20 protein-coding genes and 1 tRNA gene are annotated in these 22,466 nt (G+C 64.2%); 12 read left to right on the forward strand and 9 right to left on the reverse strand.

Translation table 11 applies throughout. The annotated features are described in order from the left end of the window. Positions 1-6: 6 nt before the first annotated feature. Positions 7-489: a nuclear transport factor 2 family protein gene (locus VGD10_RS02480; RefSeq protein WP_331039212.1), complete on the reverse strand. Its 483-nt coding sequence runs from the start codon at positions 487-489 to the stop codon at positions 7-9. Positions 490-599: 110 nt separating this feature from the next. Further along, positions 600-1,010 carry a VOC family protein gene (locus VGD10_RS02485; protein WP_331039213.1) on the reverse strand — a complete coding sequence of 137 codons (411 nt, stop codon included), beginning with the start codon at positions 1,008-1,010 and terminating at the stop codon, positions 600-602. A gap of 137 nt (positions 1,011-1,147) precedes the next feature. On the opposite strand from VGD10_RS02485, the gene VGD10_RS02490 reads away from it, so the two are divergent. Next, on the forward strand, positions 1,148-1,336 hold the full coding sequence (locus VGD10_RS02490; RefSeq protein ID WP_331039214.1) for a hypothetical protein: 189 nt from the start codon (positions 1,148-1,150) through the stop codon (positions 1,334-1,336). A 72-nt stretch (positions 1,337-1,408) separates the two neighbouring features. Here VGD10_RS02490 and paaZ read toward each other — a convergent pair whose 3' ends face one another. Together paaZ and paaG are read right to left on the reverse strand one after the other, a co-directional pair. Beyond that, positions 1,409-3,427 carry a phenylacetic acid degradation bifunctional protein PaaZ gene (gene paaZ, locus VGD10_RS02495; protein WP_331039215.1) on the reverse strand — a complete coding sequence of 673 codons (2,019 nt, stop codon included), beginning with the start codon at positions 3,425-3,427 and terminating at the stop codon, positions 1,409-1,411. A gap of 4 nt (positions 3,428-3,431) precedes the next feature. Next, a complete protein-coding gene (gene paaG / locus VGD10_RS02500) occupies positions 3,432-4,211 on the reverse strand; it encodes a 2-(1,2-epoxy-1,2-dihydrophenyl)acetyl-CoA isomerase PaaG (RefSeq protein WP_331039216.1) in 780 nt (259 codons plus the stop codon). 10 nt (positions 4,212-4,221) lie between these two features. Between paaG and paaI the strand changes: the two genes are divergently transcribed. Both paaI and pcaF read left to right on the forward strand, forming a co-directional pair. Beyond that, a complete protein-coding gene (paaI, locus tag VGD10_RS02505) occupies positions 4,222-4,650 on the forward strand; it encodes a hydroxyphenylacetyl-CoA thioesterase PaaI (RefSeq protein ID WP_331039217.1) in 429 nt (142 codons plus the stop codon). A gap of 2 nt (positions 4,651-4,652) precedes the next feature. After that, positions 4,653-5,855, forward strand: a complete 1,203-nt coding sequence (gene pcaF, locus VGD10_RS02510) for a 3-oxoadipyl-CoA thiolase (protein WP_331039218.1) — start codon at positions 4,653-4,655, stop codon at positions 5,853-5,855. Here pcaF and VGD10_RS02515 read toward each other — a convergent pair. Continuing rightward, positions 5,852-6,319 (reverse strand): DUF1203 domain-containing protein, encoded by a 468-nt coding sequence (locus VGD10_RS02515; protein WP_331039219.1) that lies wholly within the window; start codon positions 6,317-6,319, stop codon positions 5,852-5,854. The genes pcaF and VGD10_RS02515 overlap by 4 nt on opposite strands. Before the next feature lie 154 nt (positions 6,320-6,473). Here VGD10_RS02515 and paaA point away from each other — a divergent pair, with 154 nt between their 5' ends. The 5 genes from paaA (at position 6,474) to VGD10_RS02540 (ending at position 10,291) form a co-directional block, all read left to right on the forward strand. After that, positions 6,474-7,454, forward strand: coding sequence for a 1,2-phenylacetyl-CoA epoxidase subunit PaaA (gene paaA, locus VGD10_RS02520; protein ID WP_331039220.1), 981 nt, complete (start codon positions 6,474-6,476; stop codon positions 7,452-7,454). Between the two features lie 196 nt (positions 7,455-7,650). Beyond that, complete coding sequence (gene paaB, locus VGD10_RS02525) at positions 7,651-7,932, forward strand: 1,2-phenylacetyl-CoA epoxidase subunit PaaB (RefSeq protein WP_331039221.1); 282 nt, start codon at positions 7,651-7,653, stop codon at positions 7,930-7,932. Further along, positions 7,932-8,759, forward strand: coding sequence for a 1,2-phenylacetyl-CoA epoxidase subunit PaaC (paaC, locus tag VGD10_RS02530; protein WP_331039222.1), 828 nt, complete (start codon positions 7,932-7,934; stop codon positions 8,757-8,759). The genes paaB and paaC overlap by 1 nt, the downstream gene beginning before the upstream one ends. Continuing rightward, positions 8,753-9,214, forward strand: a complete 462-nt coding sequence (paaD, locus tag VGD10_RS02535; protein WP_331039223.1) for a 1,2-phenylacetyl-CoA epoxidase subunit PaaD — start codon at positions 8,753-8,755, stop codon at positions 9,212-9,214. Before paaC ends, paaD begins: the two co-directional genes overlap by 7 nt. Continuing rightward, positions 9,215-10,291 carry a 2Fe-2S iron-sulfur cluster-binding protein gene (locus VGD10_RS02540; RefSeq protein WP_331039224.1) on the forward strand — a complete coding sequence of 359 codons (1,077 nt, stop codon included), beginning with the start codon at positions 9,215-9,217 and terminating at the stop codon, positions 10,289-10,291. Here VGD10_RS02540 and VGD10_RS02545 read toward each other — a convergent pair. The 3 genes from VGD10_RS02545 to VGD10_RS02555 form a co-directional block, all read right to left on the reverse strand. Then, positions 10,279-10,869, reverse strand: a complete 591-nt coding sequence (locus VGD10_RS02545) for a TetR/AcrR family transcriptional regulator (RefSeq protein WP_331039225.1) — start codon at positions 10,867-10,869, stop codon at positions 10,279-10,281. The genes VGD10_RS02540 and VGD10_RS02545 overlap by 13 nt on opposite strands. Positions 10,870-10,916: 47 nt before the next feature. After that, positions 10,917-12,182, reverse strand: a complete 1,266-nt coding sequence (gene bla / locus VGD10_RS02550; protein ID WP_331039226.1) for a class A beta-lactamase — start codon at positions 12,180-12,182, stop codon at positions 10,917-10,919. 127 nt (positions 12,183-12,309) lie between these two features. Further along, positions 12,310-14,757, reverse strand: coding sequence for a zinc-dependent metalloprotease (locus tag VGD10_RS02555; RefSeq protein WP_331039227.1), 2,448 nt, complete (start codon positions 14,755-14,757; stop codon positions 12,310-12,312). Positions 14,758-14,923: 166 nt separating this feature from the next. Here VGD10_RS02555 and VGD10_RS02560 point away from each other — a divergent pair, with 166 nt between their 5' ends. From VGD10_RS02560 to VGD10_RS02575, 4 genes are all read left to right on the forward strand, one after another. Then, positions 14,924-17,041: a TonB-dependent receptor gene (locus VGD10_RS02560; protein ID WP_331039228.1), complete on the forward strand. Its 2,118-nt coding sequence runs from the start codon at positions 14,924-14,926 to the stop codon at positions 17,039-17,041. A 58-nt stretch (positions 17,042-17,099) separates the two neighbouring features. Further along, complete coding sequence (locus VGD10_RS02565) at positions 17,100-18,077, forward strand: YihY/virulence factor BrkB family protein (protein ID WP_331039229.1); 978 nt, start codon at positions 17,100-17,102, stop codon at positions 18,075-18,077. Positions 18,078-18,140: 63 nt separating this feature from the next. Further along, entirely contained in the window at positions 18,141-19,529 is a 1,389-nt protein-coding gene (locus VGD10_RS02570) for an alkaline phosphatase PhoX (protein ID WP_331039230.1), read from the forward strand. 151 nt (positions 19,530-19,680) lie between these two features. Further along, positions 19,681-22,293 carry a TonB-dependent receptor gene (locus tag VGD10_RS02575; protein WP_331039231.1) on the forward strand — a complete coding sequence of 871 codons (2,613 nt, stop codon included), beginning with the start codon at positions 19,681-19,683 and terminating at the stop codon, positions 22,291-22,293. A gap of 92 nt (positions 22,294-22,385) precedes the next feature. Here the strand turns inward: VGD10_RS02575 and VGD10_RS02580 are convergent. Continuing rightward, positions 22,386-22,461 (reverse strand) — tRNA-Glu (locus VGD10_RS02580). Positions 22,462-22,466: the final 5 nt, after the last annotated feature.

The following is a 22,466-nucleotide window of genomic DNA, read 5'->3' on the forward strand; positions in this document are numbered from 1 at the left end:
CTTGCTCTATTTGGTGCCGGGCTTCTGGTCTTTCACGCCGGAAACGTGGGAGGCGATGGCTTGCCAGCGACCGTCCCGCTTTATGAGGATGTTCGAAGATTTGTAGCTGATCGCGGACGAGCCGTCGGCGCCAGGTATCACAAGGTGGCCGGTGCCGGAGACGACGGCGGTTCCATTCTCGAAGATGTCCAGGCGCTCGATCTCGAAGCGGAACGTTCGGCCGGGAGGATCGACTGCCTTCTTGGCGACATAGTTCAGCTCCTCCTGCCGTGTGCTGACGGCCCCCTCGTCGTCGATCATCTGGAATTCGGTCGCAAGCAGCCGTGCCAGCAACTCCTCGTCGCCTTCCCGATAGGCGCGGGGCCAGAGTTCGGTCTTGAAGGCCCTTAGCGCCTGCTCGTCCGCGCTTTTCGACGCTTGGAACGCATGGCCGGGGCTCGCGAGCAATCCGGCTGCAGCGAACGCCAACAGCACCCTCTTCGTCTTCACTCGCACCTCCTGTGACCCCGACACATAAACCACAGGGAACTCCGCCCGACAACCAGCCCGGGACGAAGGTGGCTGACCGGGGATGAACGGCAGCCCAATATGATCGGCGGTTACTGTTTGGACGGCGCGGCGAGCGACCAGCTGATGCCGTAGGGGTCGCGAATCTTGCCGTAGCGGTCGCCCCAGAACTGGTCCGCCAGCTCCATCGTGACTTCCGCGCCTGCATCCACCGCACGGCGCCACCAGGCGTCGACATCGTCGACTTGCAGGTGAAGCGTGAACGCCTGCGGCTCCTGAAGAACGGCGCCGAACTCGGGGAAGGCGTCTGACAGCATCAGCGATCCGCCGTTGATCCGGAGATGGCAATGCATCAGCCTCCGCCCATCGTCGGCAGTGTTGCGGTAAAGCTCCTCCGCGCCGAATGCCTTCTGATAGAATTCGGACGCGCCGTTCGCATCCCGCACGGTGACATACGCTACGACGCCGTCAGACGGGCCTTTCGGATCGACAGAATCAGACATCACTCTCTCCTGACGTTGGTGGTGGAGAGACTTTTGACGCTAGGGAAGGTTAATGGTCAACAGGTCGTAGGTCGCGATGGCCGCTGACTCCAGTTCCGGATTTCCACCGACTCGCCTGCGTCTAGGTAGGTTCGGTCATGTTCTGGATCCGCCGTAAACCATATGTCGACTATCACTCCGTTTCTTGTGAGTACGGCGATAAGAAGAACATCACTAATCAGCTCATGAACGAAGCGTTCAACGGCCTCCTCCTCAGGCTTGCCGTACTCCGCAGCGAGAATGTCACCATGAGTGTGCCACCCATAGCCTTCAAAGCCGATGCTTAGATCCGGACCACATCGATTTATCGCCAGCTTCAAAAGACCGTCCGGCGACGTCAGCGCCGTCTCACTCATGGACTATGGCCTGTTCATCGTGAGGAGGTCGTAGGTGGCCACGATCTCGTCGCGCTGGTTGAAGATGTAGACGGCCCAGCGGACTTCGCCTTTCTCCTCGTCGCGGATGCTCTTGGATTTGACGGTGAGTTCCACGCGCATGGAGTCGCCCGGGTAGAGCGGCGTCAGAAAACGGAGGTTTTCGAGACCAGTGTTGGCAAACACCGGACCCGGTGCAGGCTCTACGAAAAGCCCTGCGGCGAAGCTGAGGATCAGGTAGCCGTGGGCGACGCGGCCTTCGAAGATGGGGCTCGCCTTGGCGGCTTCCTCGTCCATATGAGCGTAGAAGGTATCGCCGGTGAAATGGGCGAAATGCTCCACATCCTCCAGCGTGACAGTGCGGCTGGCGGTCTTCAGCGTGTAGCCCACCTCAAGCTCGGAGATGCGCTGGCGGAACGGGTGGACGTCGCCGGCCGGCTTCTCCGCGCCCGGCAGCCATTGCTTGACGATCTTCGACAGCAGTTCCGGCGCGCCCTGAAGTGCGGTGCGCTGCATATAATGGGTGACGCCGCGAACGCCGCCCATCTCCTCGCCACCGCCGGCCCGGCCGGGCCCGCCATGGACGAGGACGGGGAGGGGCGAGCCGTGGCCGGTCGATTCCTTGGCGCTGGTGCGGTCGAGAATCATCATCCGGCCATGATAGGCGCCGGAGCCGAGCACGAACTCCTCCGCCACCTTCGAGTCGAAGGTGAAGAGGGAGAGCGCAAGGCTGCCCATACCCCGGTTCGCGAGCGCGATGGCGTCGTCCATGTCCTTATAGGGCATGATCGTGGAGACCGGCCCGAACGGCTCCACGTCGTGCACTGCGGGCGAGCCCCAGGGATCGTCGGAGCGTAAGAGGATCGGCGTAATGAAGGCGCCACCCCCCGCCACCGGCGGCTCGTCCGGATTGCCGGCGACGATGCGGGCGGATTTCCGAAGCTCCGCCACCGCATCCCGCACCGCCTGAAGCTGGTCGCGGCTGGCGAGCGCGCCCATGGTGACGCCTTCCTCGCGCGGGTCGCCGATCTTCACCTTGGCAAGGCGTGCGGTCAGCGCTTCCTGCACGGCATCGATATGCTCGGCGGGCGCCATGGCGCGCCGGATAGCGGTGCATTTCTGGCCCGCCTTCACCGTCATCTCGCGCGCGACTTCCTTGATGAAGAGGTCGAATTCGGGTGTGCCCGGGCCGGCATCGGGCCCGAGAATGGATGCGTTGAGGCTGTCGCGTTCCGCGATGAAGCGCACGCTTTCCCGCGCGATCACCGGATGCGTCTGAAGCTTCATCGCGGTCTGCGCCGACCCGGTGAAGCTCACCACATCCTGAAGCGTCAGATGGTCGAACAGGTCGCCGGTCGAGCCCATGATGAGCTGCAGCGCGCCGGGCGGCAGCGCGCCCGCTTCGATCATGATCCGGAACGCCGCTTCGGCGAGATAGCCGGTGGCGGAGGCGGGCTTCACGATCGCCGGAACGCCTGCAAGCAGGGTCGGTCCAAGCTTCTCCAGCATGCCCCAGACCGGGAAGTTGAAAGCGTTGATGTGAACGGCGACGCCCTGCAGCGAGGTCCAGACATGCTGGCCGACGAAGGTGCCGCCCTTCGACAGCATCTCCATATTGCCGTCGATCAGGATGCGCTGGTTGGGAAGCTCGCGCCGGCCCTTGGACGAGAAGGAGAAGAGCGTGCCCGCCCCGCCTTCGATATCGATCCAGCCGTCGGTCCGCGTCGCGCCGGTCTGGTAGTTGAGCTCGTACAGCTCGTCCTTCCGCGCCATGATCGCGTTGGCGAGGTCCTTCAGCATCCAGGCGCGTTCGTGGAAGGTCATCTTGCGAAGCGCCGGGCCGCCGACATTCCGCGCATGATCCATCATCGCCTTGAAATCGAGGCCCTGGCTGCCGGTGGTGGCGATGACTTCGCCGGTGATCGCGCTCTGCACTTCGGCAAGCCCGTCCGGTGCCTGATACCAGCCGTCCTTCGCGTAATTGAGGAGATTGATCGTCTTCATCTGGTCACTTCCCGGTGAAATTCGGCGTCCGTTTTTCCATGAAGGCGGCGACGCCCTCGCGATAATCGTCGCTCATGCCAAGCTCCCGCATCATGTCACGCTGAAGGTCTAGCTCCTGGTCGAGCGAATGGCCCCAGCTTTCGCGGATCATCTTCTTGATCGCAGCAAGGCCGCGCGTCGGGGCGGAAGCGAAGCGGGTTGCGAGCGCGTCAACTTCCGCATCGAGCTGGTCGTCCTCGACCGCCTTCCAGATGAGGCCCCACTCCGCAGCTTTTTCCGCCGGCAGCGGCTCGGCGGTGAGCGCAAGGCCGAGCGCCCGCGCCTGGCCAAGAAGGCGCGGCAACACCCACGTGCCGCCGCTGTCGGGGATGAGGCCGATCGAGGCGAAGGACTGGATGAACTTGGCCGACTTCGCCGCGATCACGATGTCACAGGCGAGGGCGATATTCGCGCCCGCCCCGGCTGCGACGCCGTTCACCCGCGCAATCACCGGGACGGACAGGGACGTGAGCCGCCGGATCAGAGGATTGTAATAACTCTCGACGGAATGGCCGAGGTCTACGCTCTGTCCCGGCGCAACCGCGCGGTCGTTGAGGTCCTGACCTGCGCAAAAGCCGCGGCCGGCGCCGCTCAGGACCAGCACGCGTGCGCCGTCCAGCCGGGAGAGCGCGTCGGACACCTCCTCATGCATTTGAACGGTGAAGCTGTTGAGCCGGTCGGGGCGGTTGAGGGTAAGGCGGGCGATGCCGCCCTCCAGCTTGAAGTCTATGGTTTCATACGCCATGCGCTTTCCCATGAACGCAGATGAGACGGCGGACAAGGTGGCGCGCGCAATGCTTGCCGCCGAAGGCACCGGGCCCGCCTGGGGCGTGGAGATCGAGGAGGCGCGGGAGGGCTATGCCCGCATCCGGATGACCCTCCGCTCCGACATGCTGAACGGCCACGGCATCGCGCATGGCGGCATGGTGTTCGCGCTTGCCGACACCGCCTTCGCCTATGCCTGCAACAGCCGCAACGTGAAGACCGTGGCGGCGCAGGCGAGTATCGTCTTTCTGGATGCGGCCCGGGAAGGCGAGACCTTGATTGCGGAGGCGCGGGAGACGGCGCTCGCCGGTCGCTCGGGCGTCTGCAATGTCAGCGTTCGCGGCGCCGATGGCCGCGCCATTGCGGAATTTCAGGGGTTCAGCCGAAGCCTCGGCGGACCGGTGATCGGAGACGAATGAGAATGAGCGAAGCCTTCATCTGCGACGCGGTGCGCACGCCCATTGGCCGCTATGGCGGCAGCCTCGCCCACGTGCGGGCGGACGACCTCGCGGCCATCCCGATCAAGGCGCTGATGGAGCGGAACGGCGGCGTCGATTGGGACGCGCTCGACGACATCATTCTCGGCTGCGCCAATCAGGCGGGCGAGGACAACCGCAACCTTGCGCGCATGGCGGGGCTGCTTGCGGGCTTGCCGCACAAATCGGGCGGCGTGACGCTCAATCGCCTGTGCGGGTCCGGCATGGATGCGGTGCTGATGGCGGCGCGGGTGATCCGCGGGTCGGAGGCCGACATGATCATCGCCGGCGGCTCCGAAAGCATGAGCCGCGCGCCGTTCGTCATGGCCAAGGCGACTTCGGCCTTCGATCGCAATGCCGAGATATACGACACGACGATCGGCTGGCGCTTCGTCAATCCGAAGATGAAGGGCGCCTATGGCGATGACACAATGCCGTCGACCGCCGAGAATGTGGCTGAAGATTTCAACATAAGCCGCGAAGACCAGGACGCTTTCGCCGTCCGCAGCCAGGAGAAAGCGAGCCGCGCGCAGCAAAGCGGCCGCTTCGCCGCCGAGATCGTGCCGGTCGAAATCCCGCAGCGGAAGGGCGATCCGGTGGTGGTGGACCGCGACGAGCATCCCCGCGTCACAAGTGTTGAAGCGCTCGCCAAGCTGCGCGCGATCGTGAAGCCGGACGGCACAGTCACCGCAGGCAACGCGTCCGGCGTCAATGACGGCGCGGCGGCGATGATCGTAGCCTCTGAGGAAGCGGTGAAGCGTAACGGTCTGAGGCCCCGTGCTCGCATCGTCGGCGGCGCGGTCGCGGGCGTCCCGCCGCGCATCATGGGCATCGGCCCGGCACCGGCCTCGCAAAAGCTTCTCGCCCGGCTCGGCCTCTCGATCGGCGACATGGACGTGATCGAACTCAACGAAGCCTTCGCCGCGCAGGGCCTTGCGGTGATGCGGGAGCTCGGTCTACCGGACGATGCGCCGCACGTGAACCCGAACGGCGGCGCGATCGCGCTCGGCCACCCGCTCGGCATGTCCGGCGCGCGCCTTGCCCTCACCGCGGCCGAAGAGCTGCACCGCACTGGCGGCCGCTACGCCCTCTGCACAATGTGCATCGGCGTCGGGCAGGGCATCGCGATGGTGATCGAGCGGGTTTAGGCTCGGTCGATCCGCGCCGCGTAGCAGCCGCGCCGCGCATAGTGCGCGTGAATGTATGCCACCTCCGGTTGGGCAAACATGCGCTCAATCAGCTCTTCGGCCTGTGCGCCTTCGATCAGATCGCCGTCGACGATCATGTCCTGCTCGTCGAAGGCCCGGAGCGAGAGTGTCCGCGACCGGAGCGCAGGCGGTATTTCGTTGCTGGCCTCATACGGCTTTTCCGAATGCTCCAGAACGAAGATGGCGTGGCTGGCGCGATAGGGCGTGTTCGCCGGCTGGTGCGTGTAGTTGACCAGCAGCAGGGTCTCGCCGGGCTCCGCATCTCTGAGTTCGACGCGATCGGGGAAGGCAGAGCCCTGCTCCGCGATATAGCGAAAGGCGCCCTCCTGTTTTAGCTCTTCGTTGCAGAGGCCGAACAGGTGCTGGAAGGGCTCTGGCGAGAGGCCGGTGACGCGAAAATGCATGTCAATTCTCCTTTGCCGTCACCTTTAGCTCTGGAGAGGCTGCACCGCGTCTCGCTGCTTGCTCTCAATTCGGCTGTTGCGGCGCTCATCTCACCGGCTCATTCGTTGACCGGTCGGTCGGGAAATGTTAGGTAATCCGGGCTAGGGAGAGCGCATGTACACGACCGAACTCAGTAGGACGAAGCGCGTCGAAAATCTCGAGGATCCGGCTAAGCTGGAGGCGTTCGAGGCACGTGTCGCAGCGGACGAATTCATTGAGCCGAAGGACTGGATGCCGGAGGCCTATCGCCGCACGCTCGTGCGGCAGATTTCGCAGCACGCGCATAGCGAGATTGTCGGCATGCTGCCCGAGGGCAATTGGATCACGCGCGCACCGTCGCTTCGCCGGAAGGCGATCCTGCTCGCCAAGGTGCAGGACGAAGCGGGGCACGGCCTCTATCTCTATTCGGCGGCCGAGACGCTCGGCACAAGCCGCGAGGAGATGATCGAGGCGCTGCATTCGGGGAAGGCGAAGTACAGTACCATCTTCAATTATCCGACGCTCACTTGGGCTGATATCGGCGCGATCGGCTGGCTGGTGGATGGCGCCGCGATCATGAATCAGGTGCCGCTGCAGCGGACTTCCTACGGCCCCTATGCCCGCGCCATGGTCCGCGTCTGCAAGGAGGAAAGCTTTCACCAGCGGCAGGGCTACGAAATCTGCATGGCGCTTGCCGCTGGCACGCCCGAGCAGAAGCGGATGATGCAGGACGCATTGAACCGCTGGTGGTGGCCGTCGCTGATGATGTTCGGCCCGCCCGATGCGGACAGCCCCAATACGGCGCAGTCGATGCGCTGGCGGATCAAGCGCGACACCAATGACGAGCTTCGCCAGAAATTCGTCGACATCACCGTGCCGCAGGCCGAGGCGATTGGCCTCACCGTCCCTGATCCCGACCTCAAGTGGAACGAGGAGAAGGGCGGCTACGATTTCGGCGAGCTGGATTGGGAAGAATTCTATGCCGTCGTGCGCGGCGAAGGTCCCGTCGCCAAGGAACGCATGAAAGCCCGCCGCGACGCTTGGGAGCAGAATGCCTGGGTGCGCGAAGCGGCCGATGCCTATGCGCAGAAGCGTTCGGCGCGGAAGGCCGCGTGAGACGTAATTTCACCAGAGGCGAGAAGTTGCTGTCTGCCGCTGGACTAGCGGTCGCCTTAGCTGGGCTTCTGAACCGGGCCATGTGGCAGCAGTCCGTCTTGGGACTAAGCGCCAAGCAAATCTTGATCGTCGCATTTATCCCACTGTCGTTGTTAGTATATTATATCGTTCAGCGCCCGAATACTGGAGTTGCGAAATGAGAGACTGGCCGCTCTGGGAAGTGTTCGTCCGCTCTAAGGGCGGACTTTCGCATCGCCATGTCGGAAGCGTCCACGCGCCGGACGCCGAGATCGCCGTCCGCCACGCGCGGGACACCTATACGCGGCGGATGGAGGGCGTCAGCCTCTGGATCGTGCCGTCGGCGCAAATCGTCGCCAGCGATCCAGCCGAGGACGGGCCGATGTTCGAACCCGCGGCCGACAAGGTCTACCGGCACCCGACCTTCTACAACATTCCCGACGACATAAAGCATATCTGATGGCCTCGCTGCCGCCCATCGACATGCCCTCCGGCGCCACCGGCTCCGGCGCCTTTGACGCGCCTGCGGAAGGCGAGAATGAGGTTCTGTTCGATTATCTGCTGCGGCTCGGGGACGACAGCCTGATCCTCGGTCAGCGGCTCAGCGAATGGTGCGGTCATGCGCCTTCGGTCGAGGTGGACCTCAGCCTTGCTAACATGGCGCTCGATCTCGTCGGGCAGGCGAACCTGTTTCTGGATCATGCCGGAAAGGTCGAGGGCAAGGGCCGCGGCGGGGACGCGCTCGCATTCCGCCGCGACGTACTCGATTTCCGCAACTGCCTGCTCGTCGAGCAGCCAAATGGCGATTTCGCGCAGACGATGGCGCGGCAATTCCTCTTTTCGACCTGGCAGAAGATGCTGTTTGAGCGGCTTACCCACTCAGCGGACGAGCTGATCGCCGCCGTCGCCGCTAAGGCGGTGAAGGAGGTCATCTACCATCAGGAACTGAGCGCCGAATGGGTGATCCGCCTCGGCGACGGCACCGAAGAAAGCCGCCGCCGCATGGAAGAAGGGCTTGACTGGAACTGGCGCTTCATCCCCGAGCTGTTCGAGATGGACCCGGTTGCGCGACGGGCGGCCGATTGCGGCATCGGCGTCAATGTCGCCGACTTCCTCGAAGACTATGACCGCGCCGTTATGGCAGTGCTTGCGGAAGCGAAGCTGGAGAGGCCTAAGGACCAGCGGCCCATTCTTGGGGGACGCCGCGGCCATCATTCGGAGCATCTCGGCCATTTGCTGGCGGTGATGCAGTTCCTTCCCCGCACCTATCCGGACGCCGTATGGTGACGCTCCTGGCCGACGAGGTGGAGACGGTCTGGACGGTGCTCCGCGAGGTCCCGGATCCTGAAATCCCAGTCGTTTCTATCGTCGATCTCGGCATCGTGCGGGATGTGACGGAGGAGCGCGTCGCGCTGACACCGACCTACACCGGCTGTCCCGCGACACTCGTGATAGAGACGATGGTGCGAGTAGCTCTCGATAAAGCCGGCTTCGCGAACATCCGGATCGACACTGTCTTGTCGCCGCCCTGGACCACCGACTGGATCAGCGAGGCGGGGCGGGAGAAGCTTCGCGCCTACGGCATTGCACCGCCGCAGCCGGCTGGACAGCGCGATGTCGCCTGTCCGCAGTGCGGCTCCATACATACCGAGGAAGTGAGCCGCTTCGGCTCCACTCCGTGCAAGGCGCAGTGGCGGTGCCGCGCCTGCCTCGAGCCCTTCGACCTGTTCAAGTGCCACTAGATGTCGGTCAATTTCCACACCCTCCGCGTCGCCGAAGTCATTGCCGAAACCGCAGAGGCGAATTCGATCCGCTTCGATGTTCCGGTGGAGCTTCGTGACACGTTCCGCTTCAAGCCCGGCCAGCATCTGACCCTGAAGGCCGACATCGGCGGTGAGGATGTGCGCCGCAATTATTCGCTCTGCGTCGCGCCTGACGAAGGGCAGCTGAAGGTCACCGTAAAGCGGATTGTGGGCGGCCTTTTCTCGAATTGGGCCAACGACAATCTGAAGCCGGGCGATGTTGTCGACGTGATGCCGCCGCACGGCGCCTTCACGTGGGACTTCCGGCCAAGTGCCCGAAACCACTATGTCGGCTTCGCGGGCGGCTCCGGCATCACGCCGGTCATCTCGCTGCTGAAGACCGCGCTTCTGACCGAGCCCGAAAGCCGCTTCACGCTCTTCTACGGCAACCGCGACAGCCAGTCCGTCATCTTCCTCGAGGAGCTGGCGCGGCTCAAGAACCGCTTCATGGACCGGCTGCAGGTGCATCATTTCCTTGCCGAAGAGGCCGAGGATATCGACCTCTTCAACGGCATGCTCGACCGCGCGAAATGCGACCAGATCGTCGAGATGCTGATCGACGTGCAGGGGATCGACGCCGCCTTCATCTGCGGACCCGGACCCATGATGGATGCGGCCGAAGCGTCGCTCCTCGCGGCGAGCGTTCCGGAGTCAAAGATTCTCATCGAGCGCTTCACCGCCGGCCGGGTTTCCGCCGCCGTCGAGGCGCAGATGCATGCGCTTCAGGAACAGGCACAGGGCCTCACGATGGTCGTGACGTTGGACGGGCGGAAACGGCGCGTTCCGTTCGACGCTGCGGCCGGCAACATCCTCGACAGCGCTCGCGCCTCGGGCCTTCCCGCACCCTATGCCTGCAAGGCGGGGGTCTGCGCCACTTGCCGCGCCCGCGTCGTCTCAGGCGAGGTCGAAATGGCCGCCCGCTACGGTCTATCTGACGAGGAGATCGCGGCCGGCTACGTCCTCACCTGCCAGTCGGTGCCGAAAGGCGAGGGCGTGGAGCTCGACTACGACGCCTGAAGGCGGTTGAGGCCGTTTAGCATCAGATCGACGGCAAGGTCCGCCAGTTCCTCTTCGCCGACTGGGCCCTTCGCCTTGAACCAGGTGTGCGTCCAGTTGATCATGCCGAAGAAGAGCATGGTGAGCGGCAGCGTGATCGGGTTGGTGTCGGGGCGGATTTCCCGCACCAGAGTCTCCACCACCGAAATGATCCGCCGCTGCTTCGCCACCACCTCGGCCCGCCGGTCGGCGGGCAGATTATCGAGCTCATTCAGCAGCACTTTGTGGCTGTCCTGCGCGCCCACATAGAGGCGCATGAAGGCATGGGTGAGGGCTCTTAGGCGATCCTCCGCATTGCCGGCCTGCATCGCATCGTCGGCGGCGTCGACCAGAGCATCTAAGTGAGCGGCCATAACCTCGTAGAGGATGTCATCCTTCGATGGAAAGTAGTGATATATCAAAGACTTAGACGTGCCGCAGGCGCTTGCGAGGTCGGAGACGGACGCGCCCTGAAATCCGCGGCGTGAGTAAAGATGCGCGGCCGCGGCCACGATTGCGTCGCGGCGCTTGTCGTAATCGGGTGATTGCGGCCGTGCCATGGGCGGAGCTTAGCGCGCCCCGGCCCTATGGCAAAGCGAGCAGCGGCTTATTCGCCGTCTTCCTCCGCCAGCGCGTCGACCGTTGCGGCGACCGACTGAAGCCCGGTGGGGGCGGGCTGCCGGGGCTGCTGCACCGGCGCCTTGTACGGCTCCGTCTGCGTCCGCTTGGCAAAACGCTGAGAGGCGGGCAGCGCGTTCGCATAGCTGATCGTGGCGCGGACCACATTCTGCATCGCCTGCATCCGGTGCGGCAGCGGCGAGGCGGTGCGGCGGATCATCACCGCAACGGCATAGGAGCGGCCGTCCGGGCCAGTAACGATGCCGATATCATTATAGCCGGCCTGCGTGCCGCCGAGCACCTGTCCGGTGCCGGTCTTGTGCGCAAGCTTCCAGCCGGGGGCGAGGCCGCCCTTCAGGCGATTGGCGCCGGTGCGGGTCTGCGACATGATGCTGAGCAGCCGCTCCGTCGACCGGGGCGAAAGCAGCTCACCCTGCTTCAGCCGCGTCAGCGCATCGACGAGGCCGAGCGGCGTTGCGCCGTCCATCGGATCGCGGATGTAATTTTCGAACGAGGTGCGGCGGAGGCTCATCGGCAGGGCGTTCCGCGCCTCGTAAAAATTGGCGCCGACCATCGACGGCCGCCATTCCATGCCCGCGATCCGCGCCTGGAGCATGCGCTCCCCGGGGCCGAAGCGGATGCCGCTGATCCGCTTGTCGGCAAGGAAGCTGCGCACCGCTTCCGGGCCGCCCGCTTTCCAGAGGATGAAGTCGTTGCAGGTATTGTCGCTCTGCGTGATCGCACGGAACATCAGGCTGTCGAGCGTGGTCGAATAGCCGCCGGGGCCGATCTGCTTCGCGATAGGCTGGTGGAAGAGGGTGAGGTCCGCCTTCGTCACCGTCACCGGCGCCTTCATGCTGAGATAGCCGCGATCGGCGCGGTCCAGGGCGGTCAGCGCCACGAAGAACTTGCTGACGCTCTGCTGGGGGAAATAGGTGCTGCCGTCATAGGCGGCAGTGTAGCCGGTCTGGATGTCCCGGACGGCAATGCCGATGTCGCCATTGAAATTCTGGCCGATCTCCCGGATGCGCGACTGAAGCATGCTTTCGGCGCTGCTGACCGGGACCGAGACGGCGGGCAGCGGCTTGACCGCCGGCTTCTGGACCTGCGCCGTCTTCTGTACCGTCTTTTTCGGCTGGGCCGCGACCTGCGCAGCTTCCTTCGCCCAGCTCTGGGAGAAGGTCAGCGCCACGAGCGACGTCAGCGAAAGCGCGAGAAACGCAGACGATCTTCCGTTCCGGTTGCCCAGGTTCATCTTGTCGGGTCCCCTCCGAATAAGCCTTTTGCCGCAGTGCTTTGCTTCATACGCGAAGCGGCGTGACTGTCAGCTTAATCGTTAACGGATTAGGTGAACCGTTACGCTGGCGCGCCGAGTTGAATCGCTAGTGGACGGACCATGCTTCGTCGCCGCTTCCGATCGGCATTCCGGGCGGGATTTGCGCTGCCGGACGCGGCGTCGCCAGCGCCTTGTCGAGCGCTTCGCGGTCGCTTAGCAACCGGCCGAGCCCGCGGCTCCAGTCGCGCTGCTCGTCTCGCCCGCCGGCTTTCGAAAGCTGCGAAGCGAGCCTGTGCAGCCGCTCGTCCAGCGCCAGCGAGAGGGTCGGGGAAAGAGCCGGGTCCCGCTGCACCCGGGCGAGCGACAGCGCGGCAGTCGTTGCCACGCGCCGTTGAACGGCGTTGCCGCCACCGAACAGGGTGGAGATCAGCCGGTCAATCAATTCGTCGGCGCCGAGAGCATTCGCATCCTGCCGTTCCTGAAGCTCCAACCGGTTGAGGCGGTCGGGGGAGAGAAGGGTGTTCAGAGTCACTGCCGCCGCCACTTCGCTTGCCACGAGTGGGTCGAACACGGGCCCGCCCGCGGTGCGGAAGATTTCGATGTCGGTCTGGCGGTCCGAATTGCCGGAATAGCTGGTCGAAAGCACCGGCAGAAGCTGCGCGGGCACCTCCAACTCAGAGGGCGTAAGTGTCGCGAGCAGGGCGTCCAGCGCCCGGCGCTGCGTGTCAGCGTCGACGAGGGTCGCCGCTTCCAGGCCGTCGCCGCGCACCGAATAGCGGAAGTTGACGCCGCCGATCAGCTTCGCCGCCGCTTCCACCTGATAGCGGTGCATCAGCCAGATCGGCACGAACTTGCGGCGAAGGTTTGCGACCGGCTCTCCGGCGGCGAGGGCAGGGAGCCCGAAGCGGTGCACGACGGCCCGGCGAACCGCCATCATGCGCCGCAGCTCCCCGGTCGGATCGGTGCTGTCGTCCCACATCGAGCCGATCGGCTGCGCCGCACCCACGGGCCGCGCATCATTGTCGCCGGTGTAGCGCAGCCCTTCGGCCATGCCGGCATCTGCGACTGCCTTGGCTTCGGTTTCGGTGTCGGCGCCGTAGAGCCAGTTCACCGCGAACGTGTCCCAGCGGCCGACGCCGACGCCATAGGCATCGCTAAGGTCGGGTGCGCCGTTCACCAGACCGACGCGCGGCGCCGGGTAATCCATCACCGAATAGCGGCCCTGGGTGCTCGCCGCGAAATTGTGGGCGATGCCCAGCGCGTGGCCGACCTCGTGCGCCGCAAGCTGACGAAGGCGCGCGAGCGAGGCCTGGATCGGGTCGTTGGGTCCGCCGGTGCCGACCTTGTCCGCGCCGACCAGCCCTTCGAAGATCAGCATGTCCTGCCGCACGCGGAGCGAGCCCAGCAGCACATTCCCTTTCAGCACTTCGCCCGTACGCGGATCCTCGATCACCTGACCGTAGGACCAGCCGCGCGTCGCCCGGTTTACCCAGTTCACGACATTGTAGCGGAGGTCGAGCGGGTCGGCGCCTTCGGGAAGCATCCGCACGTCGAAGGCGTCGATGAAGCCCGCTTCGTCGAACGCCTGTTTCCACCAGGCCGTGCCTTCGTAGAGGGCGGTGCGGATCGGCTCCGGCGCCGCGTTGTCGATGTAAAAAACGATCGGCTTCTTCACCCGCGAGCGCGGCGCATTCGGATCGATCTTTTCGAGCCGGAAGCGGTTGGCGAGCTCGTAAACGACCGGGGTCCCGAGCGGCGCGCCGAAATCGACGACCTGCGTCCCGAACGTGCCGGTGCGGGGGTCGAAGCGGCGCGGCTGATAGCCGCCTTCCGGCAGCTTCACGAGCGAATGGCGGACGATGAAGCTGATATTGCCGGTTTCGGGGGCGATGTTGTTGATCTCAACCTTGGGATCGGCCGAGACGAAGGTCTGGCGCGCCTCCATCTCGATATTTTCAGGGAACACCCTCACTGAGGCAGGGTCCGCAACCGTCAGCTCCGGTACGAGCCGGAAGTCACCGCCGCCTCCGCCCTTCAGCGCCGGGATGACCCCGATCGCGTCGCGGGTCAGAAGCGAGGACACGTCGACCAGCAGCCGTCCGTCAGTCGTCTCGCCGGCAATGTCGCCCATCCAGATGGTCGAGTAAGCGAAGGATTCCCGCGCCGCCGCCTGTTCCGCCGAGGGTGCATTGGCGGCGCGGAAGCGCGGATTTTCGATCTCCGCCACCATCTTCTTTCCCATGCGGCGGAAGACCAGCATCTTGGAGCCCGATGAAAGCGCGCGGTCGAGCCCGATCGGCGCTGAGCCGAGCCCGGTCTTCAGCGCGGCGACATAGATGTAGCGTCCCGAAATGCCGTCCGCATCGGGCGCGGGGAGCGACAGCAGGATGCGCCCGCCTTTATTGTCGACATGGACCGGCAGCAGTCCCGTCTGCGCAGTCGTGTTCTCCAGCACTTTGGCGGCGCTCGCGGGTGGCGAAGCGGCTTGCAGTGCAAGCGCTGGTGCGGAAGCGGTGGCGAGAAGAAGGGCGAGGGAGAAAGCGGCGCGCGACATGAAAGCTCCTCTGTGGAGCAGCTTTCGTATCAGCTTTCCGCCTGCTGTCGAGCCGCCGAACCGTTGCTGCAGCGCGATGAAAAGCGAGGATCGTTCCGTAGCCGGAATTGATATGATGTAACATAAGCTGTATCGGGCCTCGCGAAATCTTTCTTCGGAGTATTCGATGAAGTCGTTTGCGTTGCTGTTCGCCACTACCGCCCTTGCCGCCACACCTGCTTATGCCCAGCAGACCGCCCCCGCCGAAGAAACGGGTGACCATGTCCATGGCCAATCGGGCGAGATCGTCGTGACAGCACCGTTCGTGCGCGATCTCGATCTTCTGGCCGGGACTTCGGTTCTTGCCGGCGAGAACCTCGTCCGGGAGATCCGGCCGCAACTTGGCGATACGCTAGCGCGGCTTCCGGGCGTTTCGGCGACCTCCTTCAGCCCCGGTGCGTCGCGGCCGGTGCTGCGCGGCTTTTCCGGCGAGCGCGTCCGGGTGCTCACCGACGGGCTGGGCTCGCTCGACGCGTCCAACACGTCTGCCGACCATGCCGTGACGATCGATCCGCTCACAGCGGAGCGTATCGAAGTTCTGAAAGGGCCGGCCGTGTTGCTGTTCGGCAGCCAGGCGATTGGCGGTGCGGTGAACGTGCTCGACCGCCGCATCCCGCGCGTCGTTCCGGATGAGGCGCTGCACGTCGATGCGCTGGCGGTGCTCGGCTCGGCCGCGGACGAACGCAGCGTCGGCGCTGGCGTCGATGCGCCGCTTGGCGGCGGCCTCGTCTTTCACGTCGACGGTAGCTACCGGAAGACGGACGACCTCCGCGCCGGCGGCTATATCCTCTCCCCTGATCTTCGCGCGGAGCAGCTCGAAATCGCGGAAGAGGAAGCGGCGGAGGGCCATGTCGAAGAGGCGGAGGAAGCGCTGGAGCTTGCCGATCTTCGCGGTGAAATCCCTAACAGCCAGACCGAGCAGACCACTTATGGCGCCGGCCTCGCTTATATCCGCGACGGCGGCAATATCGGCTTTTCGGTCAGCAAGTTCGACAGCCGCTACGGCGTGCCAATGCGGCCGGGCGCCGAGCATCATCATGAGGAAGATCCCGGCCACGAGGAAGAGCATGGCGAGGAGGATGTCAGCATCGACCTCAACCAGGTCCGCGCCGACCTTCGCGGTGAGCTGAACTTCGCGGGCGGCGCGTTCGAGAAAGTTCGCGGCCGCTTCGGCTATGCGGATTACGAGCATACCGAGTTCGAGGGCGATGAAGTCGGCACCGTCTTCACCACCGAAGGCTTCGAAGGTCGTGTTGAACTCGTTCAGCGCGAGCGGGAAGGCTGGCGCGGCGCGAGCGGCGTTCAGTACTTCACCCGCGACTTTGCAGCGGTCGGCGCCGAAGCCTTCCTGCCGCCCAACGAGACGAGCCAGCTCGGCCTGTTCACGCTGCAGGAGTTCAACGTCGGTCAGGTGAACCTCGAGGCCGCGGCGCGGTATGAGCGCACGGAAGTCGGCTCCGACACGGTCGGCGTCGACCGCAAGTTCAACACCTTCTCGGCAGCCTTCGGGGCATCCTACGATATCGCGCCGGGCGTGAAGCTCGGCGCCAACGTCTCCCGCGCCGAGCGTGCCCCGTCGGCGGAAGAGCTTTTCTCCGACGGCCCGCATATCGCCACGCAGGCGTTCGAGATCGGCGATCCGACGCTCAATACCGAAAAGGGCTGGGGCGGCGAAATCTTCGCCCGCGCCGACGCGGGCCCGTTCGAGCTCAGCGCCAGCCTCTTCGCAACCAAGTTCGACGACTTCATCTACGAGGCCGCGACCGGCGAAGAGGAGGATGAGCTTCCCGTCTTCCAATATTTCCAGCGCGACGCGACCTATTGGGGCTTCGAAGCTTCGGCTTCGGCGCGGCTGTTTGAAGCGGGCGGGTTCCGCTTCGTTGCCGACGGCGTCGCCGATTATGTCCGCGGCACGATCGAGGATGCGGGGCCGGTGCCGCGCATTCCGCCGCTTCGGCTGCTCGGCGGCATCGAGGCGCAGTCGGACCGGCTGGACCTTCGCGGAGAGGTCGAATGGGTTGACGAGCAGGACCGCGTCGCATCGTTCGAGACGCCGACTGAAGGCTTCACGCTCGTCAACGCGTCCGCCGCGTGGCGGCCCTGGGGCAAGCGCAACCCGACCAGCATCGTTCTTTCGGCGAACAACATCTTCGACGTGGATGCACGGCGGCACGCGTCCTTCACCAAGGGCTATGTGCCCCTTGCCGGACGGGACATTCGTCTGAGCGCGCGCGTCAGCTTCTGACGCCCGCTGCCGGAACTCTCCTTCTCCGCCCGGCTTTAGGCGGCGGAAGGAGAGACGAATGGCATCGACGGCGGCGGAGCGACCCGGAGCGGACGCGGATAGACCCAGCGACATTCCGGCGCCGGGCTGGAAGCAGATCGCCGTGCGCGCCTGGAAGGAAGCGTCTGAGGACAATATCAGCCTGATCGCGGCAGGCGTCGCCTTCTACGCCTTCCTCGCCTTCGTGCCTTTGCTCGCAGCGTTGGTACTCACTTATGGGCTGGTGGCGGAGCCCTCCTCCGTCGTATCGCACATGCAGTCGCTGACCCAAGCGATGCCGGCGGACGCGGCCAAGATCATCGGCGACCAGCTGCAAAGCGTCGTCCAGACGGCGGGTTCGAAGAAAGGGTTCGGACTTCTCCTTGCAATCGCTCTCGCGCTCTACGGCGCGACGAAGGGGGCGACGTCGATCATGACCGCCACGAATATAGCGTGGGACGTGGAGGAAAAGCGCGGCTTCGTGAAGCGTACTTTGCTCGCCTTCGCCTTTACGGCGGGCGCGCTCATTGGCCTGCTGCTGGCGATCGTCGGCGTGTCGGTGCTGGGCTTTATCGATCATCTGCTGCCCACGTCCGCGCCGTGGGTGCACACCTTGCTCCGCATCCTGTTCTGGATCCCGGCGGCCGCGGCGGTAAGCCTCGGCGTCGCGCTCATCTACCGCTACGCGCCCGACCGGCGGCCGGTGCCGGCGTGGCGCTGGATCAGTCCGGGCTCGATCATCGTCACGATCGTCTGGTTGATCGCCACCGCGGGCTTCGGCTTCTATGTCGCCAATTTCGGCAACTATAACGCGACCTACGGCTCGCTCGGCGCGGTGATCGTCTTCCTCACCTGGCTTTATCTCACCGCCTACATCCTCCTGATGGGGGCGGAGCTCAACGCGGAAGTGGAACGGCAGACGGACCAAAACACCAAGGCGAAGGGCAAGGACGGGGAGGAGGCGCGGCCGGACAAAGATCCGCCTCCGAGCACTTGGCTTCCGAAGACGGTTCATTAAGCCGCTGGTCAAGCTGTCACGCCGAAGACATCATGGCGGTGCAGGGCGAGGCCAGAGGAAAGAATGAAGCTCAATCGCAGGCAATTCGCGGCAGGAAGCCTGACGACGCTCGCCTTTGCGGGCCTCGCGGGCCGCGCCATGGCGGCCGCAGAGACATATCGGAACGAGGTGGAGGGTTACGGGCCGCTGCTGCCCGATCCCGCCGGCTTCTTCGATTTGCCGCGGGGCTTCCGCTACAGCGTCATCTCAAGTGCCGGCGAGGCCATGGACGACGGCTTTGTCACGCCCGGTAATTTCGACGGCATGGCCTGCTTCCCGCTCGATGCGCGGCGCGTGGCGCTGGTCCGCAACCACGAGCTGAAGCCGGCCGGGCGCGACCGCGGGCCGGCGGGCGGATTGCAGCGCCTCGAGAAGAGGCTTGCGGAAAGCCCCTTTTACAGCCGCGACAATGAGGGGCGGGTGCTTCCCGGCGGCACGTCCACGATCGTCTACGATCTGAGGAGCAGGCTGCGGGAGAGCCAGTATCTGAGCCTCGCCGGAACGGCGGTGAACTGCGCCGGCGGGCCGACACCCTGGGGCAGCTGGCTTACCTGCGAGGAAACGACGATTCGGCCGGGCGAGGTCGAGCGCGATCATGGCTGGGTATTCGATGTGCCCGCGCGCCAGCGAGGCCTCTTGAAGCCGGAGCCGCTTACGCGCCTCGGCCGCTTCAAGCATGAAGCCGCGGCGGTCGAACCGGCAACCGGCATCATCTATTTGACCGAGGATCGGGACGACAGCCTCTTCTACCGCTTCGTGCCGGAGCGGTCGGGGGAGCTGCGGCGCGGCGGCAAGCTGCAGGCCCTTTCGCTGCGGGACGAGCACGGCGCCGACACCCGCAACTGGAACGGCATCGGCTTCGAACCGGGAAGCACCCGCACAGTGCGTTGGGTCGACCTAGACGAGACCCACAGCCCGAACGACGATCTGCGCCTGCGCGGCCATTCGGCCGGCGCGGCGCTGTTCGCGCGGGGTGAAGGCATCCACAGAGGCAATGGCGAATATTATTTCACCTGCACCTCGGGTGGGGCCGCGAAGATCGGTCAGATCATGCGTTACGTGCCGAGCGCCTATGAGGGGCGGCCGGAGGAGGGGCGGGAGCCGGCCCGGCTGCAGCTGTTCGTCGAATCTCGCGATCCGCTGCTGCTCGATTATGCCGACAATCTGACCGTAACGCCCTGGGGGCATCTGATCCTCTGCGAAGACAAATATGTCGACGATCCCGTCAACCATCTGAAGGGCGTGACGCCGGAGGGCCGCATCTACACCCTCGCCCGCCTGAAGGCGGATACGGAGCTTGCCGGCGTCTGTTTCTCGGCGGACGGTTCGACCATGTTCGTGAACGCTTATCATCCCGGCCGGACACTCGCGATCACCGGCCCATGGAGCAGCTTCCAAATGGCGGTGACGTAGCGCGCGCGTGGCAAAATTACCACAAGACATTGTCATAAATCAGGAATATTCGGGACGTAGAGCGGCGGGGGTCGCTCTGCTGCACCGCAACAAAAATCTTTGGAAATCAGCCCTTTCTGAGGGGCGTCTCTGTCCGGGGGATGTAATTATCATGAGAATCGTTTCGTTACTCTGCGCAAGCACTGCGCTCGTCATGCCTGCCATGGCCTTTGCCCAGTCGACCGGCTCGGTCGACTTCGAAGAGGATGAGGCCATCGTCGTCACGGGCAGCCGCGTCAGCGATGTCGGCGGCGTGACGGCGCCGGATACGACCAAGGCGAAGGCTGCACTCACCTCGGAGGTGATCGCGCGCCAGAACCCAGGTCAGACCATCCTCGACACGATTAATTTGATTCCGGGCGTCAGCTTCCAGAACAATGACGCCTACGGCTCGTCGGGCGGCACGCTGAACATCCGCGGCTTCTCCGCCGACCGTGTCTCTCTCACCGTCGACGGCATTCCGCTCAATGATTCTGGCAACTATGCCATCTACTCGAACCAGCAGTTCGATCCTGAGATCATTGGCGAAGTCAGCGTCAATCTTGGCACCACCGACGTCGACAGCCCCACCGCTTCGGCTGCCGGCGGTACGGTCAATTATCGTACCATTGTCCCCCGCGAAGAGCTCGGCGCGATGGTTTCCGCTTCAGTGGGCGAATATAATTTCCGCAGGATTTTCGGTCTTATCGAGACCGGCAACCTGACGTCGTTCGGCACCCGCGCCTTCATTTCGGCATCGTCTTCTAAGAACGACAACCCCTTCAACAATTACGGCAAGGTCAACAAGCAGCAGTATAACGCCAAGCTGTACCAGCCGATCGGCAATGCTGGCGACTTCGTCTCGATTGCCGGCCATTACAACCAGAACCGCAATAACTTCTTCGGCTCGCTTCCGCTGCGCTGGGACGAAGGCCGGATCGTGGGCGGTCAGTCGACCAATCGCTTCCCGCGCAACAATGATGAGCGCGAATATATCATCAACTATCCGTGCTCGCTCGACACGCCGCAGGCCGGGGTGGTCGATAGCCAGGCTCCTGCGCCAGCCGCGCCGACTGCCGGCGCGAGCTGCGGCACGGAGTTCGACCGTCGCTACAACCCGTCGAACACGGGCAACATTCGCGGCTCTGCGCGCATCACCTCGGGTGCGTTCACCTTCACCGTGGATCCCAGCTATCAGTATGTGAAAGCAAATGGCGGCGGCACGGTGCTAGGCCGCGAAGGTGTTCGCACCATCGGAGGCGCCAACTACACCGGCTTCATCGGCGGCCAATATTATTTCGGTCGGGATTTGAACGGCGACGGTGATACGCTGGATACTTGCAGCACCACAGGCGCTGCCTGCTCGAGCGGCAACACAAACGGCGTGACTCTGCTCGCGCCGAGCCAGACCCAGACCCATCGCTACGGTGTGATCGCTGGCGTTCGCTGGGACATCAACGACGATCATGCGGTACGCGCGGGCTACACTTGGGATCGCGCCCGCCATCGTCAGACCGGCGAAGTCGGCGCGGTTCTCTCCAACGGCGAACCGGCGGATGTTTTCCCCGTCAACGATCCGATCAGCGATGCCAGCGGGACGGTGGTTCAGAAGCGTGACCGCCTCTCTTATGCTATCCTGCATCAGATCTGGGGCGAGTATCGTGGTGAGTTCCTGGATGAAAAGCTGGTCGTGAATGCGGGCCTTCGCGTCCCGTTCTTCAAGCGTGATCTCAACAATTACTGCTTCACCACGGCGTCCAACGGCAACGTTGATTGCTTCGGCACCAACGCCCAGGCAAACACCGGATATGCCGCGCTCAACCCAACTCTCCAGGGTCCGCAGCAGCGCGTCTTCAAGTATGACGCGATCCTGCCGAACATCGGCTTCATCTACGATTTCGCGCCGCGGATGAGCGTCTTCGCCAATTATGCGAAGGGTTTGTCGGTGCCCAGCACTGACAACCTTTACAACTCCTTCTTCTTCGCGCCGAATACGCCGGAAGCGCAGCCGAACCCGGAGAAGACGGACAATTATGACGTAGGTGTCCGCTATCGCGGCAGCCGCCTTCAGGCCCAGCTTGGCGCGTTCTACAACCGTTATACGGACCGCAGCGCCTCGGCGTTCGATCCTGAGCTTAACACGAGCGTCTTCCGTAACCTTGGACGTGTCGATAAGTATGGTCTGGACGGCTACGTGGCCTATCAGCCCATGCGTGCACTCGACCTTTATGTCTTCGGTTCGTACCTGAAGTCGGAGATCAAGGACGACCTGCTCATTGGCGAGACCGCAACCGGCGATCCGATCTACGCTCCGACGGCGGGCAAGCGGGAATCCGGCGCTGCGACCTACACGCTCGGTGGCACCGTTCGCGGCACGCTCGGTCCGGTGGAACTCGGCGTCACCGGCAAGCGCACTGGTCCGCGTTATATCTTTGACACGAACCAGCCCATTCTGGCGCTCGTCAACGGCGCGACCACTGAGCTTTTCCCGGCCAAGGCCCCGGCTTACTGGCTGGTCAACCTGGACGCGCGCTACAGCCTTAAGGATCTGGGCCTCGAGCGGACCTATGTGCAGTTCAACGTCTACAACCTGTTCGACCAATTCTATGTCGGTGGTTTTGGCGGTGGTCTGAACCAAAGCCTCACGCGCAACGCAGCGGGAACGATCACCGGCTACGGGTCGCCGCCGTTCGTGCAGATCGGCGCGCCGCGCACGATCAGCGGCACGTTGGTAATCGGCTTCTAAGAAAGGGGCGGTGGCGTCGGCCGCCGCCCCTCCACAGAACAAAAGAGCCGCAGACCTGGTAGGTTTGCGGCTCTTTTGTTGTCAGTTGAAGCTGGTGACCCCTACGGGACTCGAACCCGTGTTTTCGCCGTGAGAGGGCGACGTCCTAGACCGCTAGACGAAGGGGCCTTCGC

This window comes from Allosphingosinicella sp. (assembly GCF_036402135.1).
Lineage (GTDB): Bacteria > Pseudomonadota > Alphaproteobacteria > Sphingomonadales > Sphingomonadaceae > Allosphingosinicella.

Bases quoted from the DNA above. Each gene is read 5' to 3' on its own strand.
- VGD10_RS02485 (WP_331039213.1), bottom strand. From the start codon at position 1,010: ATGTCTGATTCTGTCGATCCGAAAGGCCCGTCTGACGGCGTCGTAGCG.
- VGD10_RS02490 (WP_331039214.1), top strand. From the start codon at position 1,148: ATGTTCTGGATCCGCCGTAAACCATATGTCGACTATCACTCCGTTTCT.
- paaZ (WP_331039215.1), bottom strand. From the start codon at position 3,427: ATGAAGACGATCAATCTCCTCAATTACGCGAAGGACGGCTGGTATCAG.
- paaG (WP_331039216.1), bottom strand. From the start codon at position 4,211: ATGGCGTATGAAACCATAGACTTCAAGCTGGAGGGCGGCATCGCCCGC.
- paaI (WP_331039217.1), top strand. From the start codon at position 4,222: ATGAACGCAGATGAGACGGCGGACAAGGTGGCGCGCGCAATGCTTGCC.
- pcaF (WP_331039218.1), top strand. From the start codon at position 4,653: ATGAGCGAAGCCTTCATCTGCGACGCGGTGCGCACGCCCATTGGCCGC.
- VGD10_RS02515 (WP_331039219.1), bottom strand. From the start codon at position 6,319: ATGCATTTTCGCGTCACCGGCCTCTCGCCAGAGCCCTTCCAGCACCTG.
- paaA (WP_331039220.1), top strand. From the start codon at position 6,474: ATGTACACGACCGAACTCAGTAGGACGAAGCGCGTCGAAAATCTCGAG.
- paaB (WP_331039221.1), top strand. From the start codon at position 7,651: ATGAGAGACTGGCCGCTCTGGGAAGTGTTCGTCCGCTCTAAGGGCGGA.
- paaC (WP_331039222.1), top strand. From the start codon at position 7,932: ATGGCCTCGCTGCCGCCCATCGACATGCCCTCCGGCGCCACCGGCTCC.
- paaD (WP_331039223.1), top strand. From the start codon at position 8,753: ATGGTGACGCTCCTGGCCGACGAGGTGGAGACGGTCTGGACGGTGCTC.
- VGD10_RS02540 (WP_331039224.1), top strand. From the start codon at position 9,215: ATGTCGGTCAATTTCCACACCCTCCGCGTCGCCGAAGTCATTGCCGAA.
- VGD10_RS02545 (WP_331039225.1), bottom strand. From the start codon at position 10,869: ATGGCACGGCCGCAATCACCCGATTACGACAAGCGCCGCGACGCAATC.
- bla (WP_331039226.1), bottom strand. From the start codon at position 12,182: ATGAACCTGGGCAACCGGAACGGAAGATCGTCTGCGTTTCTCGCGCTT.
- VGD10_RS02555 (WP_331039227.1), bottom strand. From the start codon at position 14,757: ATGTCGCGCGCCGCTTTCTCCCTCGCCCTTCTTCTCGCCACCGCTTCC.
- VGD10_RS02560 (WP_331039228.1), top strand. From the start codon at position 14,924: ATGAAGTCGTTTGCGTTGCTGTTCGCCACTACCGCCCTTGCCGCCACA.
- VGD10_RS02565 (WP_331039229.1), top strand. From the start codon at position 17,100: ATGGCATCGACGGCGGCGGAGCGACCCGGAGCGGACGCGGATAGACCC.
- VGD10_RS02570 (WP_331039230.1), top strand. From the start codon at position 18,141: ATGAAGCTCAATCGCAGGCAATTCGCGGCAGGAAGCCTGACGACGCTC.
- VGD10_RS02575 (WP_331039231.1), top strand. From the start codon at position 19,681: ATGAGAATCGTTTCGTTACTCTGCGCAAGCACTGCGCTCGTCATGCCT.